The following is a 13,646-nucleotide window of genomic DNA, read 5'->3' as shown; positions in this document are numbered from 1 at the left end:
ATCCTCCCCCACGGGCCGCGGCCCGACGACGGCGAGGGTTGCCCACCCCGGCCGCGACCGCTCGTCGGATCACCACCGCTCAGGAACTCTCCCGCACCAGCCCCCGTTCCGGTGGCGCGGTGTGGCCGTCCCTCCGTCTGGCCAGGATGAGCAGGCCGGTGACGGCGAGCGCGCAGGCCACGATGACGAGCTGCACGCCGTACTGGATGTCCTGGGTCGGGAGCACGATGTTGCCGGTGTGGAAGCCGGTGTGCACGCCGACCGCCATCCACACCGCTCCGGTGCGCGCCCGCGCCGCCGCGCAGGCGAAGCCGATGCCGATCGCCTGGAGCACGTAGAGCAGGCGCTCGGCGGGCGTGTCCGCCGGGCTCCGGGAGAGGATGTGCAGCGCGCCGAAGCACACGGACACCACGATCAGCACGGCCCTCGGGGACAGCCGGCCCGACAGCGTGTCGAACAGGTGCCCCCGCCACAGCAGCTCCTCGGGGAACGCCTGGCCGAGCAGGACTATGGCGACGTAGAGCGGCAGGTAGGGGAGCTGGGCGCGCATCACGTCCCACGGCAGCCAGGCGGCCACGCCGAGCGCCACCGACAGAGCGTTGGAGGCGATCACCGCGGCCGCGCCGGCCAGCACGCCCGCCAGCAGGTGCGGCACGGCCCGCCAGGACCTCGTGAGCCCCACGCCCCGCCACGACTGGCGGCCGAGGAAGCGGCGGATCAGGCAGACGAGCCCGAGCGAGGCCAGCGTGACTCCGATCACGCCCACCGGCTGATAGAGGGGGTCCCCCCGGTCGAAGAGCAGCATCGCGGGAAGGGAGCCGCCGTACACCTGCGCGAACATCGCGACGACGGCGATCGGCACGGCCCAGACAGGCTGAGTGGCTTTCATGGACCGTCACGCTAGGCAGCCCTGCGCCGCCGCACATCGGCCCGCGGTCTGAACCCGCCATGACCTTCGTCATGGGTCCTCAAGGAGGATCACAACGCGCTCGCGGGAAACTATGGTCGAAGCCATGCAGCGTCCTCTGGCCCGGCTGCGCGTCCCCGACCGGCCCGTCCTGTTCACCGTCGTGTTCTGGGTGGTGCTCGTCGCCACCGGGGCCGTCGCGTACGCGGCCGAGCCCTCGACGCCGCCGTGGGCCGTGCCCTTCGGCGTCAACCTGGCGCTCGTGGCCGTGCTCTGGCTGCTGCTGCCCTGGCGGCGCTGCGAAGGGTGGCGGCGGCCTCTTCCGGTGGCGTTCCTGCTGGCGACGTTCGCCCTGGGACTCACGGGCTCGGCCGAGATCCACCAGTTGCTGACGCTCCTGGCGATCGCCAATGTGGCGTTCGTCCACGGCATGCGGACCGCGGCCGTCATCGTCGGCTGCCTGATGGGCGGGCTCTTCGTCACGACCGCGGTGGCCTACGGCATTCCGGAGGCCACCGTGCAGACGGTGGTCACCGTCGTCTTCGCCGCGTTCGTGCTGGGCATGACGTCGGCCGTGCTGGAGGCGCGGCACAGGCGGGAGGAGGCGCGGCGGCTGCTGGCCCGGGTCAGGGAGCTGACGGTCGCCCAGGAGCGGGCGCGGATGGGCGCCGAGATGCACGACTCCATCGGCCACCACCTGACGGTGATCAAGCTGAGCCTGGAGAACGCCGAGCGGTTCCGCTCGCGCCGCCCCGAGGCCGCCTGGGACGAGGTGCGCCAGGCGAAGGGGCTGACCGTGGAGGCGCTGGCCGACGCCCGCCGGTGGGTCCGCGCGCTGCGCCCGCTCGCGCTCGAGGGCCGCGTCGGCAGCGCGGCGCTGGAGCGGCTGGCGGCGTCGTTCGACGGCACGGGGCTGGCGGTGTCCTTCGAGGTGGTGGGCGGCGAGGTGCCCCTGGAGCCCGACGTGGAGCTGGTGCTCTACCGCGTGCTGCAGGAAGGGCTCACCAACGCGGTCCGGCACGCCGGGGCCCGCCACGTCGACGGCACGCTCACCTTCTCCGGCGAGGCCGTCGTCCTGGCGGTCGCCGACGACGGCAAGGGCCGCGACCGCGAGGGACGTAACGGGTTCGGCCTGAGCTCGCTCGCCGAGCGCGCCCGCGCCGTGGGCGGCACCCTGGTCGCGGGCGACCGGCCGGGCGGCGGCTTCGAGGTGCGGGCGGAGCTGCCCGCCCGGGCGAAGGTGGCGACGTGAGGGCGATCAGAATGCCGCTGGAGGTGCGGGCGGAGCTGCCCGCCCCTGTGAAGGTGGCGACGTGAGGGCGATCAAGGTGCTGCTGGTCGACGACCAGGAGCTGATGCGGCAGGGCCTGCGCAAGATGCTGGAGATCGAGGACGGCATCGAGGTGGCGGGCGAGGCCGCCGACGGCGAGGAGGCACTGCTGGTGGCCGCCGAGTGCCGCCCGGATGTGGCGCTGGTGGACGCCAGGATGCCCAGGATGGACGGCGTCGAGCTCATCTCCCGCCTGTCGGCCCGGCAGCCCGGGGTGGCGTCGATCGTGCTCAGCACGTTCGACGAGGACGACTACATCTTCGGCGCGCTGCGCGGCGGCGCCGTCGGCTACCTGCTCAAGGACTGCACGCCGGAGGAGCTGATCGACTCCGTCCGCCGCGCCGGCCGCGGGGAGACGGTGCTCGCCTCACCGGTGGCCGCCCGCCTGGTCGCCGAGCTCCGGCGCACCCCGCCCGCGCCGCCCCCGCCGGCCGCGCCTCGGGACCGGTTGTCGGCCCGGGAGGCGCAGGTGGCCGCGCTGATCGCCGCGGGGGCCTCCAACCGCGAGATCGCGGCCCGGCTGCGCATCGCCGAGGGCACGGTGAAGAACCACGTCTCCAGCCTTCTCCGCAAATACGGCCTCCGCGACCGCACCCGCCTCGCCCTCCACCTCAAGGACCCCCCACCCTCCTGACCCCCGCCACTCCATCACGCACGGGCCCGAGCCGCGGACGACCACCATCCCACCCGGCGGATCCCGGCCCCTCCCGGAGACCGCTACGACCGCCGTCACGCCCCCAAGCGGATCGCGCCCCCGCGGGAGGCCACGACGACCGCCGTCACGCCCCCAGGCGGATCCCGGCCCCTCTCGAGTGGGGTTGTGCGCCCCGACTCCGGTGGTCCGGACTGAGATCCCGATGCCCGCGCCCGGCCCCCGCCCGGACCGGCGCGCCGGGACCCCCGTGGCCGGCAGCACCGATATCGTCGTATTCACTGTACGTAGTTGAGGAGACACTCGGTGCGCACGCAGACGGACGAGGGCTACCGGCACGCGCTCGGCAACCGCCAGGTCCAGATGATCGCGATCGGCGGGGCGATCGGGGTCGGCCTGTTCCTCGGTTCGGGCGGCCGGCTGGCCGCCGCGGGGCCCGCCCTGGTGATCTCGTACGCCACCGCCGGGGCGGCCGCGTTCTTCGTCATGCGCGCGCTCGGCGAGCTCGTGCTCTACCGCCCGGTGGCGGGGTCGTTCGTCGAGTACGCGGGCGAGTTCATCGGCCCGTGGGCGGCGTTCGCCAGCGGCTGGATGTACTGGATCAACTGGGCGTTCACCGGCATCGCCGAGCTGACCGCCATCGCCGCCTACATCCATTACTGGGCTCCGGCGTTCCCGCAGTGGCTGACGGCGCTCATCGCCCTGGGCTTCGTGCTGTCGGTCAACCTGGTGTCGGTCCGGCTGTTCGGCGAGCTGGAGTTCTGGTTCGCCATGCTGAAGGTGCTGGCGATCACGATCTTCCTGGTGGTCGGCCTGGTCCTGGTGGTCTTCGCGGTCGGCCAGGCGACCCCGCACAACCTCGTCTCCCACGGCGGCTTCTTCCCCAAGGGCTTCCCGATGGTGCTGATGAGCCTGCAGTCGGTGGTGTTCGCGTACGCGTCGATCGAGCTGGTCGGCATCACGGCGGGTGAGACGGCCAGGCCGCACCAGGTCATGCCGAAGGCGATCAACGGCGTGGTGTGGCGCATCGCGATCTTCTACGTGGGCTCGGTGGCGCTGCTGGCGATGGTCCTGCCGTGGACCGCGTACCACGCGGACACCTCGCCGTTCGTGACGGTCTTCGCGGGCCTCGGCGTCCCGTGGGCCGCCGACGCGATGAACCTCGTCGTGATCACCGCCGCGCTCTCGTCCTGCAACTCCGGCCTGTACGCCACGGGCCGCATCCTGCGCTCGATGGCCATGAAGCAGGAGGCGCCCGGGTTCACGGGCACGCTCAGCTCCAGGTTCGTCCCGATGGGCGGCATCCTGTTCACGGCGGCCATGTTCCTGGCCGGGGTGGCGCTGTTCTACTTCCTGCCCGAGCGCGCCTTCAACATCGCCACCGCCGTCGCCTCCCTCGGCGTGATCACGACCTGGGGCGTGCTCGTCTGGTGCCAGATGCGGCTGCGCCGGTCGGGCCACCTGTCGGTGTTCCCGATGCCCGGCGCGCCGTACACGAACTGGCTCACGCTGGCGTTCCTGGTGCTCGTCGTCCTGCTGATGCCCTTCGCCGACCCCGACCAGCGGGTGGCGTTCTTCCTCATCCCGGCGCTGGCCGTGGCCATCGCCCTCGGCTGGCGGGTGGTCAGCCGCCGCCGGATCGTCAACGGCGGCCGCCCCTGACTGAGTACTCTCGATGTGCCGGCACAGAGCCGCCGCACACGGGGAGGCCGCACTGGACGAGGCGACACGACAGACGCCGAGGTGGACAAAGCGGGCGATAGTCCAGACCGTGGCCGCCGCCGCCGTCGGCGCCGCGCTTGCCGTGGCATGCGCGCCCTTGGGCGTCTTACCGAGGCTGGCCTGCGCCGTGCTCGGCGCGGGCTGCCCGGCCGATCAGGAGCCGAACGGGAGGCTGCCGCAGGCGACCCGCCTGACGCCCGTGCAGGTGGCGCAGGGCGGCATGTACGTCGCGCTGGGCGACTCCTACTCCTCCGGCGAGGGCGTCTGGGACCTGGACCACGAGCCGATCAACGACGGCGCCGACCGCTGCCACCGGGCGACGGGCTCGTACGTGCCGCTGGTGGCGCAGACCTACCGCTTCGGGGGCGGCACCGCCTTCTACGCCTGCAGCGGCGCCACCACCACCCAGATCCTGTCGGGCCAGTACGGCCAGAAGCCCCAGATCACCCGGGTCGGCCCGAACGCCAGCCTGGTGACGCTGAGCATCGGCGGCAACGACGCCGGGTTCACGAAGGTGCTCACGGGCTGCATCGTCAAGCTGCCGTGGTCGTCGGCGTGCGTGGAGCAGGACGCCGCCGTCGCCCGCCGCATCGACGAGCTGCGCCCCAGCCTGACCAAGGTGCTGCGCGAGGTGCGGACGCGGGCGCCGAACGCCCGCATCATCGTCCTCGGTTACCCCAGGCCCTTCCCCGAGGACCCCGTGGCGACCGTCGACAACATGAGCGCCGAGGACCAGACCTGGCTGAACGGGATGACGCGCCGGCTCAACGACACGGTGGCCTCGGTGGTGTCCGACTTCGACCGCACGATCGCGGCGTTCGGCGTGCCGGGGAGCGTGGAGTACGTGGACGCGTACGAGGCGTTCACGGGGCACGAGGTGGGCCGGCCGCAGCCGTACCTGAACGGGCTGAGCGTGAACATGGACGAGCTCAAGGTCAACGCCCGCAGCTACCATCCGACGGGCGACGGCTACCGCCGCTTCGCCGAGCTCATCACCAAGCAGATCGCCGCCGGGCCGGGCCGCCCCATGAACAACGTCCGCCTCGACGCCCCCTGACGCCCGCTCACTCGGCCGAGCGCTCCTCGGCCAGGTGGAGGCCCGCCTCGATGACGGCGTTCATGATGGGCGCGAGCCGGGCCTCCCCCAGCGACGGGGCGCGCAGCGCCATCCGCGACACGAGCGCGCGCTCCCGGGCCATGTCGCGCCCCGCGAACCCGCCGACCGGCTTGATCCGCTGCACGATGCCCGCCAGCGCCGCGCGCCGTTCGAGCAGCGTGGCCAGCGCCGCGTCCACCCGGTCGATCGCCTCGCGGCACTCCGGCAGCGTGGCGGGCGCCTCGGGCCGCACCAGGGCGCCCACGACCGTCACGGCCTCCTCCGCCGCGCGCAACACCGTCGCCGGGGAGAGCTCCTGACGGGCCTCGGCGAGGCTCCCGGGGCCCACGAACTCCAGCACCCCGCTCCTGGAGGGCTCAGCCGTCCTGGCTCCCACGTAGGTCCCGAGCTTGGCCGGCCCACCAACCGGCGGGGTGCCTCGTTCGGCCGAGTCCACGACGAGCCCGTCGGCGCCCGCCGCCACCGCCGCCGCGGACAGCGCCGCGTCCCGCGAGACGTCGGCGAGCACGGGACGCCCCGAGACCGCGCGGGCCGCCCGCATCAGCCCCAGGTCCAGCCGGCCGCCCTCGCACAGGAGCACCCGCCCGTCCCCCTCCCGCGCGCAGTAGTCGGCCAGCTCCAGCCACTCCTCCAGCGAGGCGGCGGGCCGCCGCTCCACGACCACCGGCAGCCCGAGGCCGGCCGCCGAGCGCACCAGCGGAATGTCGCGCGTCCACGACGAACCCACCACGACCGCGTCCGCCCGCTCGGCGATGGCCGGCAGATCGGCCGCCGAGTACGGCTCCACCAGCGTGGCGTGCTCGCCCAGCACCTCGTACGCGTCGGCCTCCCCGCGGTGCGCCCGCAGGTCGACCCGGCCGCCGATCACCACGGCGGGCCCTTCGCCCACGAGCGTTCCGCCCACCGCCACGGCGCGCCGTTCCAAGGTCGATGACATCCTCGACTCCCCCAATTCGGGCCGGCCCCTGCGCAGCCGGCGGGAAAACCAAAAAGGCAGAGACGGGTCGTCTCTGCCTCGTGCCGGCTCCAGGTGGTCGCTAGCTGACGACCGGCTCTCCCGGAGCCGGCTCGATAAAGGCGTAGCGACAAGTCATGTCTGAAACACTACACCCATGGCTTCACCTGCTGGACGGTGCCGCTCACATGACGGACTGTCCTTCAGGCGAGTCGCCGTTGATCCCTCTCTATGGGAGTATTTCTTGGCCTAGAGGAGGGTTTGAGGCCGTTGATGTCGGATCGCAAGCAGGAGGGACGCCGCATCGCCGGCCGCTACCAACTGCAGGAACCCATCGGCAGGGGCGGGATGGGTATCGTCTGGCGCGCGTACGACGAGCTCCTGGACCGCACGGTCGCGGTCAAGGAGGTCAGGTACGCGGCCGCCCTGGGCGAGGAAGTGCAGCTGCTGAACCGGCGCACCATGCGCGAGGCGAGGGCGGCGGCGAGGTTCGAGCATCCCAACGTGATCGTCGTTCACGACGTGATCGAGGAGGATGACCGGCCCTGGATCGTCATGCAGCTCGTCCAGTCGCGCTCGCTGGGCGCCGTGATCAAGCAGGACGGGCCGCTGGCACCCAAGCGGGTGGCCGAGATCGGCCTGGCCGTGCTGGACGCGCTGCACCGTGCCCACGAGGCCGGCGTGCTGCACCGCGACGTCAAACCCGAGAACGTGCTGCTGGCCGACGACGGCCGGGTCGTGCTCACCGACTTCGGCATCGCCACGCTGGAGACCGAGACGCAGCTGACCGTGACCGGGCTGGCCGGGACGCCGGCGTTCATCGCGCCCGAGCGGCTCAAGGGACTGCCCGCGCGGCGCGAGTCCGACCTGTGGTCGTTAGGGGCTACGCTGTACACGGCCGTGGAGGGCCGCTCCCCGCACGAGCGGGGGATGGCCCTGGCGACCATGCACGCCGTGCTGACCGACGAGCCCGATCCGGCGGCACACGCGGGCCCGCTCACCGACGTGATCCTGGGCCTGCTGAACAAGGAGCCGGTCCAGCGGCTCACGTACGAGGAAGCGCAGCGGATGCTGCGGCAGGTCATCGCCCAGGCGAGCCCGCCGCCGACCGCGCAGTTCCCCGCGGCGCAGACGATCCGCGTGCCGCGGCCCACCACGCCACCACCGCCGCGCAAAGCCCCCGCCCCGGCCGAGCCGCCGTCGCAGAACGAGGCCTCCGCGCAGGGCAAGGCCGCCGTCCAGAACAGGTTCCGCGCCCTGGGCAAGCTGCGCCAGGCGCCGCCCGTCGAGGACGACACCCCGACCGACCCCAACCTGATCGCCTCCGCCGCTCCGGTCCCGTCGCCCGCCGTCCCCGAGACCGGGTCGCGGATCACGCCGTCGCCGACCGCGGCACCGGCCCCCGCCACCGCCGAGTCCACGATGGACGCGACCAGGACGGACCCGCGCCGGGCCGGGCCGGTCATCGCGGCGGCCGTGGCCGTCGTGCTCGTGGCCGTGATCGGCGGCTACCTCGGGCTGAGCTCGGCCCCCGACGAGCGCGACACGAAGAAGGGCTCGTCCCAGGCCACGGTCCCCACGGGCACCGCCTCGCAGGCGTCGCCCAGCGCGTCCACGTCGGGCTCCGCCGAGCCCAGTGCGTCCCAGCCGCCGTCACCGACGGCCACGACCCCGGCTCCCACTCCCGAGAAGGAGAAGGAGAAGGAGAACGCGCTGCCGGCCGGCTGGAAGATGTACAAGGACAAGAAGCTCGGCTTCTCCGTCGGCCTGCCCAAGGGCTGGGACGTGCTGACCCGCGGCGGCAACCAGGTCAAGTTCCGAGGCCCCGGCGCGGCCTCCAACGCGTACCTCATGATCGAGGACGGCGGGAAGAGCAGCAGGGACCCGTACAAGGACTGGAAGAAGCAGGAGCCGAGTCTCAAGAACAACTTCGGCGGCTACAAGAAGCTCGACATCAAGCGGGTCGAGGGCTTCCAGAAGGCCGCCGCGGACTGGGACTTCACCTGGAACACCAACACCGGCAAGACGCGCGTGCGCAACCGGGGCTTCATCACCGACAACGGGCGGGGATACGCGATCTACTGGCACACGCTGAAGAGCCACTGGAAGGCCGACTACGACTTCTTTGAAGGGTTCTGCGCCACCTTCAAACCGGCCAAGTAGGCTTCACCGCGTGGAAAGGCAGGTCGGCAACCGGTATCGCCTCATCGAGCCGCTCGGCGAGGGTGGCATGGGCGTGGTCTGGCGTGCCTACGACGAGCTGCTCGACCGTACGGTGGCGATCAAGGAGGTCCGCTACACGGGCGTCGGCGACGCCAAGCGGGCCGAGCTCAACAGCCGGACCATCCGGGAGGCCAGGGCGGCCGGCCGCCTCGACCACCCGTCGGTGATCGTCATCCACGACGTCGTCGAGGAGGACGGCCGCCCGTGGATCGTGATGCAGCTCGTGCGCTCGCGTTCGCTGGCCGAGGTGGTGCGCGAGCGCGGGCCGCTCACGGTGGGGCAGGTCGCGGTGATCGGCGGGCGGGTGCTCGACGCGCTGCGCGCCGCGCACGCCACCGGGGTGCTCCACCGTGACGTGAAGCCCGAGAACGTGCTGCTGGCCGACGACGGCCGGGTGGTGCTGACCGACTTCGGCATCGCCTCGCTGGAGGCCGAGGCGGGGCTGACGGCGACCGGCGGGCTGGTGGGCACGCCCGCGTACATGCCGCCCGAGCGCCTCAACGGCGAGCCCGCGCGCCCCGAGTCGGACCTGTGGTCGCTGGGGGCGACGCTGTACGCGGCTGTCGAGGGCGAGCCGCCGTTCAAGCGCGACTCGTGGGCCGCGACGGTCGCGGCGGTGCTGCGCGACGCGCCCGAGCCGCCCGCGCGGGCCGGCGCGCTGCAACCGGTCATCATGGGGCTGCTGCGCAGGAGCCCGGACGAGCGCCTGCCCGCCGCGGAGGCCGCGAGGCTGCTGTACGAGGCCGCCACGGGCCCCGCACCCCACCCGACGTCCCCCGGGGCATGGCGACCGACGGCCGGTGCCGCGAACACGGCCGAGGGCCCCACGCTCTCGACGCGGCCCAGGCGCGGCAGGGCGCTGTGGATCGGCCTGCCCGCCGCCGTGGCGGTGCTGGGCGCGGGCGGCTTCCTGGTCTCCAACCACTGGACGAGCACCGCCGCGACCCCGAGCCCCACACCGACGGGTCCCGCCCCCACCGCCGAGCCGGCCACGTCGAGCACTCCCACGGCCATGCCCACGGCCACGCCCGAGCCCACGCGTACGCCCACCACGACGACGCAGCCGGTGCCCGCGGGGTGGCGCGCGTTCAGGAGCGCGCAGGGCCGCTTCGGGGTCGCCGTCCCGGAGGGGTGGCGGGCCGTGAAGCACTCCACCAGGGACAGCATCACCTTCAAGGGCCCCGACAGCCCCGGCGCGATGATCGTGGAGTGGACCGTCCCCGACTTCGCCTGGACGGACCCGGCGAAGCAGTGGGCCAGCCTGGAGAAGGAGATCCGGGCGAAGGGCGAGTTCGAGGGATACAGCCGGATCGGCATCGTCTCGACCACCTACCTCGGCCGCAAGGCCGCCGACTGGGAGTTCACCAGGATCCGCGGCGGGCAGCGGATCCACGTGATCAACCGAGGCTTCCGCACCGCCGACGGCCGCCCGTACGCCCTCTACTGGGAGACCACCGACGCCCGCTGGGCCTCGGACCGGCGCTACTTCGAGACGTTCGCGAAGACCTTCAGACCTCAATGAAAGAGCAGGCGCACTTCTGGCGGCATCCGGCGGTGCCGGGCACCGACCTGCTCAAGGCCCGTTACGTCACCCACCGCTTCACCCGGCACGTGCACGACGGCTACGCCATCGGCGTGATCGTCAGGGGTGTGGAGGAGTTCGACTACCGCGGCACCCTGCACCGGGCGGGCGCGGGCGAGGTGGTGCTGGTCAACCCCGAGTCGGTGCACACCGGCCAGGCGGGCACGCCGGACGGCTGGTCGTACCGCATGCTCTACCCGTCGATCGACACGCTGGCGGGGATCGCCGCCGAGCTGGGCGTGCCGTACGCGACGCCGCACTTCCCCAGGCAGGTCGTGCGTGACGAGGAGGTGGCGCTGCTGCTCGGCCGGGCTCACCAGGCGGCCGAGCGCGGCGACGCGCTGGCCGCCTCCACACTGAGCCGCACGCTGTTCGCGCGGCTGGTGACCCGCCACGCCACGCCCAGACCGGCGGCGATCCTGCCCGCAGAGGGCCGGCGGGCCGTGCGGGACGCGCTCGACCTGCTGCACGGCAGCCTCGTCGACCCGCCGACGCTGGACGACCTGGCCGACGCGGTGGGCGCGCGGCCGTTCGCGCTGCTGCGGGCGTTCAAGGCCGAGACCGGCCTGCCGCCGCACGCCTACCTCACCTCGCTGCGGGTGCGCCAGGCGCGCCGCCTCCTGCAGTCCGGGGTACGCCCGGCGCAGGTGGCCGCCGAGGTGGGCTTCACGGACCAGGCCCACCTCAACCGGCATTTCAAGCGCATCGTGGGCGTGCCGCCCGCGGCGTACCAGCGTGCTGCAGGAACGTACAAGACCGGCGGTTCCCCCACCTCCTAGCCTCTTGCGGCATGGAACAGACAACTCACCGTTCCGCCGCCGTGCGGGACGGCCTCGGCGTGGGCGTGGCCGTGGGGCTGTCGGGGATCGCCTTCGGCGCCGCCGCGATCACCGCGGGCCTGAGCGTGCCGCAGGCGTGCGTGCTGAGCCTGCTGGCCTTCACCGGCGCCTCGCAGTTCGCGCTGACCGGCGCGGTGGGCGCGGGCGGCGACCTGGTGACCGCCACGCTGGGCGCGCTGCTGCTGGGCGGCCGCAACACGCTCTACGGCCTGCGCCTGGCCGACCTGCTCCGGGTACGCGGGCCCCGAAGGCTGCTGGCCGCGCAGGGAGTGATCGACGAGACGACGGCCGTCACGCTGGCCCAGCCGACCCCGGAGGCGGCCCGTACGGGCTTCGTCACCACGTTCGCCAGCCTCTACCTCACCTGGAACCTGACCACCCTGGCGGGCGCCTACGGCGCGTCGTTCCTGGGCGACCCCGGCGTGCTGGGGCTGGACGTGGTGGGCCCGGCCGCGTTCCTGGCCATCCTGTGGCCGCGCCTGACGGCCAGCGCCGAGCTGCGCCGGCTGGCCGGCGCAGCGGCGGCGATCGCCCTGTGCGCCACCCCGTTCCTGCCGCCCGGCGTGCCCGTGCTGCTGTCGGCGGCCGCCGTGCTGGTGGTGATGGCGCGATGACACTGTGGTGGGCCATCGCCGCGGTCTGCGCGGGCTGCTACGTGCTCAAGCTGGCCGGACTGGCGGCGCCGCGCCGGGTGCTGGAGCATCCGGCGATCCGCAGGTTCGCCGAACTGGTGCCGGTGGCGCTGCTGGCGGCCCTGATCGCGGTGCAGGTGTTCACGGAGGAGGGCGGGCTGAGCTTCGACCCGGCGCGCACGGCCGGGCTGGGCGCCGCGGTCGCCGGGCTGCTGCTGCGGGCGCCGTTCCTGGTCATCCTGGCCGCGGCGGCCCTCGTCACCGCGCTTGTCCGGTTCTTTCTTGGGTAGTCGCCGTGCATGTCCGATGCAACAGAGATGGTCGGTGGGCGTTACCGGCTGCTCAGGACGATCGGCCGGGGCGGGATGGGCACGGTGTGGCAGGCTCATGACGAGGTGCTGGGCCGGGACGTGGCGGTCAAGGAGATCCTGCCGCCACCCGACCTGACGGGTCCCGAGCGCGAGGTCTTCGCCGTACGCACGTTCAGGGAGGCCAGGGCCGCCGGCCGGGTGGCGCATCCAGGTGTGGCCACCGTGTACGACGTCCTGGAGGAGAACGGTCACCCGTGGATCGTCATGCAGCTCGTCAACTCCCGCACCTTGGGCGAGCTGATCCGCGAGGACGGCCCCATGTCCCCACCGGCGGCCGCGGACATCGGGCTGCAGCTCCTCGAGGCGCTGCGCGCGGCGCACGCGGCGGGCGTGCTGCACCGGGACGTCAAACCGGACAACGTGCTGCTGGCCGAGGACGGCCGGGCGGTGCTCACCGACTTCGGCATCGCCACGACGGAGGACGAGGCTCCCGTGACGAGCACGGGCGTGCTGCTCGGCACCCCCGCGTTCATGGCGCCGGAACGCGCGGCGGGCAGCCAGGCCAAGGCCTCCTCCGACCTGTGGTCGCTGGGCGTGACGCTCTACATCGCGGTCGAGGGGCACTCGCCCTTCCAGCGGGACAACCCCCTGGCCACGCTGGGCGCGGTCCTGCACGCCGAGCCGGAGCCGCTGGCCCGCGCGGGCGTGCTCGGTCCCGTACTGCTCGGGCTGCTGCGCAAGAACCCGGCCGAGCGCATGTCGCTGGAGGAGGCCGAGCAGCGGCTGGCCGCGATCCTGACCGGCGGCGCCCCCGAGCGAACGGGCCCCCTCACCGAGCCGGGCCCGGCCGGGCCCGGCGCGATCAAGCCAGGTGCGACCGGGCCGGGTGCGACCGGGCCGGGCGGGGCTTCCCCGCGGCGGCGGCACAGGCTTCCGGTGGCCGTGATCGCGGGCGGCGCGCTGGTCGTCGCGGCGGTCACGGGCGGCGCGGCCTGGTGGTCCGGCCGGACGCGGGACCTGCCCCGGAGCCCGGGCCCCGCCCCCGCCGTCGTGACCGCCGGGCCCTCCACCGGCGATCCGACCACCGACGCTCCGCAGCTCGCCCCGACGCCCTCCACACCCGATAGCTCCCCGCCGGACAGCTCCCCACCGGCCGTCGAGGACCGGCACAGGACGCCTACCGGCGAGCGGAAGGACCCCACCCGGGAGCCCACGCCGACCGGTGAGCGGAAAAACCCCGACCGGACGCCGACGCCGAGCGCGAGCGGCAAGAAGGACCGCGACAACACCACCCCTTCCCGGACCCCGGACTCGGTCGAACCGTCGGAGCCGGAGGGCTGATCGTGCAACCCCGGTGAGGCCCGGCCCTGTCTCCG

General features: G+C 73.3%; 12 protein-coding genes. 10 read left to right on the top strand and 2 right to left on the bottom strand.

From position 1 onward, the window contains the following. Window positions 1-79: 79 nt before the first annotated feature. Window positions 80-889 (bottom strand): CPBP family intramembrane glutamic endopeptidase, encoded by an 810-nt coding sequence (locus AB0J87_RS09390; protein WP_363963730.1) that lies wholly within the window; start codon window positions 887-889, stop codon window positions 80-82. A gap of 124 nt (window positions 890-1,013) precedes the next feature. Between AB0J87_RS09390 and AB0J87_RS09385 the strand changes: the two genes are divergently transcribed. The 4 genes from AB0J87_RS09385 to AB0J87_RS09370 all read left to right on the top strand — a co-directional run bounded on the left by AB0J87_RS09385 (window position 1,014) and on the right by AB0J87_RS09370 (window position 5,668). Beyond that, window positions 1,014-2,159, top strand: coding sequence for a sensor histidine kinase (locus tag AB0J87_RS09385; protein ID WP_363963728.1), 1,146 nt, complete (start codon window positions 1,014-1,016; stop codon window positions 2,157-2,159). Window positions 2,160-2,220: 61 nt separating this feature from the next. After that, a complete protein-coding gene (locus AB0J87_RS09380) occupies window positions 2,221-2,871 on the top strand; it encodes a response regulator transcription factor (protein WP_363963726.1) in 651 nt (216 codons plus the stop codon). Window positions 2,872-3,195: 324 nt separating this feature from the next. After that, window positions 3,196-4,551, top strand: coding sequence for an amino acid permease (locus tag AB0J87_RS09375; protein WP_350729210.1), 1,356 nt, complete (start codon window positions 3,196-3,198; stop codon window positions 4,549-4,551). Between the two features lie 109 nt (window positions 4,552-4,660). Next, window positions 4,661-5,668 (top strand): SGNH/GDSL hydrolase family protein, encoded by a 1,008-nt coding sequence (locus tag AB0J87_RS09370; RefSeq protein ID WP_363963724.1) that lies wholly within the window; start codon window positions 4,661-4,663, stop codon window positions 5,666-5,668. A 7-nt stretch (window positions 5,669-5,675) separates the two neighbouring features. Here the strand turns inward: AB0J87_RS09370 and AB0J87_RS09365 are convergent, their stop codons facing one another. Beyond that, window positions 5,676-6,665, bottom strand: coding sequence for a chorismate mutase (locus AB0J87_RS09365; protein WP_363963722.1), 990 nt, complete (start codon window positions 6,663-6,665; stop codon window positions 5,676-5,678). Window positions 6,666-6,956: 291 nt separating this feature from the next. Here AB0J87_RS09365 and AB0J87_RS09360 point away from each other — a divergent pair, with 291 nt between their 5' ends. The 6 genes from AB0J87_RS09360 to AB0J87_RS09335 are packed head-to-tail and all read left to right on the top strand — an operon-like array spanning window position 6,957 to window position 13,611. Continuing rightward, on the top strand, window positions 6,957-8,846 hold the full coding sequence (locus tag AB0J87_RS09360; RefSeq protein ID WP_363963720.1) for a serine/threonine-protein kinase: 1,890 nt from the start codon (window positions 6,957-6,959) through the stop codon (window positions 8,844-8,846). Between the two features lie 10 nt (window positions 8,847-8,856). Next, window positions 8,857-10,428 (top strand): protein kinase, encoded by a 1,572-nt coding sequence (locus AB0J87_RS09355; protein WP_363963718.1) that lies wholly within the window; start codon window positions 8,857-8,859, stop codon window positions 10,426-10,428. Beyond that, window positions 10,425-11,267 carry an AraC family transcriptional regulator gene (locus AB0J87_RS09350; RefSeq protein ID WP_363963716.1) on the top strand — a complete coding sequence of 281 codons (843 nt, stop codon included), beginning with the start codon at window positions 10,425-10,427 and terminating at the stop codon, window positions 11,265-11,267. Before AB0J87_RS09355 ends, AB0J87_RS09350 begins: the two co-directional genes overlap by 4 nt. Window positions 11,268-11,278: 11 nt before the next feature. Further along, window positions 11,279-11,941 carry an AzlC family ABC transporter permease gene (locus tag AB0J87_RS09345; RefSeq protein WP_350729199.1) on the top strand — a complete coding sequence of 221 codons (663 nt, stop codon included), beginning with the start codon at window positions 11,279-11,281 and terminating at the stop codon, window positions 11,939-11,941. Beyond that, window positions 11,938-12,249 (top strand): AzlD domain-containing protein, encoded by a 312-nt coding sequence (locus AB0J87_RS09340; RefSeq protein ID WP_363963714.1) that lies wholly within the window; start codon window positions 11,938-11,940, stop codon window positions 12,247-12,249. Before AB0J87_RS09345 ends, AB0J87_RS09340 begins: the two co-directional genes overlap by 4 nt. Window positions 12,250-12,258: 9 nt before the next feature. Beyond that, a complete protein-coding gene (locus AB0J87_RS09335) occupies window positions 12,259-13,611 on the top strand; it encodes a serine/threonine-protein kinase (protein WP_363963712.1) in 1,353 nt (450 codons plus the stop codon). Window positions 13,612-13,646 lie beyond the last annotated feature (35 nt).

This window comes from Nonomuraea sp. NPDC049625, from assembly GCF_040675285.1.
Taxonomy (GTDB): domain Bacteria; phylum Actinomycetota; class Actinomycetes; order Streptosporangiales; family Streptosporangiaceae; genus Nonomuraea; species Nonomuraea angiospora_A.
This window is presented reverse-complemented; position numbering and strand designations above follow the sequence as displayed.

Excerpts from the sequence above, each read along its gene's own strand:
- AB0J87_RS09340 (WP_363963714.1), top strand. The coding sequence starts at position 11,938 with ATGACACTGTGGTGGGCCATCGCCGCGGTCTGCGCGGGCTGCTACGTG.
- AB0J87_RS09365 (WP_363963722.1), bottom strand. The coding sequence starts at position 6,665 with ATGTCATCGACCTTGGAACGGCGCGCCGTGGCGGTGGGCGGAACGCTC.
- AB0J87_RS09350 (WP_363963716.1), top strand. The coding sequence starts at position 10,425 with ATGAAAGAGCAGGCGCACTTCTGGCGGCATCCGGCGGTGCCGGGCACC.
- AB0J87_RS09390 (WP_363963730.1), bottom strand. The coding sequence starts at position 889 with ATGAAAGCCACTCAGCCTGTCTGGGCCGTGCCGATCGCCGTCGTCGCG.
- AB0J87_RS09345 (WP_350729199.1), top strand. The coding sequence starts at position 11,279 with ATGGAACAGACAACTCACCGTTCCGCCGCCGTGCGGGACGGCCTCGGC.
- AB0J87_RS09385 (WP_363963728.1), top strand. The coding sequence starts at position 1,014 with ATGCAGCGTCCTCTGGCCCGGCTGCGCGTCCCCGACCGGCCCGTCCTG.
- AB0J87_RS09335 (WP_363963712.1), top strand. The coding sequence starts at position 12,259 with ATGTCCGATGCAACAGAGATGGTCGGTGGGCGTTACCGGCTGCTCAGG.
- AB0J87_RS09360 (WP_363963720.1), top strand. The coding sequence starts at position 6,957 with ATGTCGGATCGCAAGCAGGAGGGACGCCGCATCGCCGGCCGCTACCAA.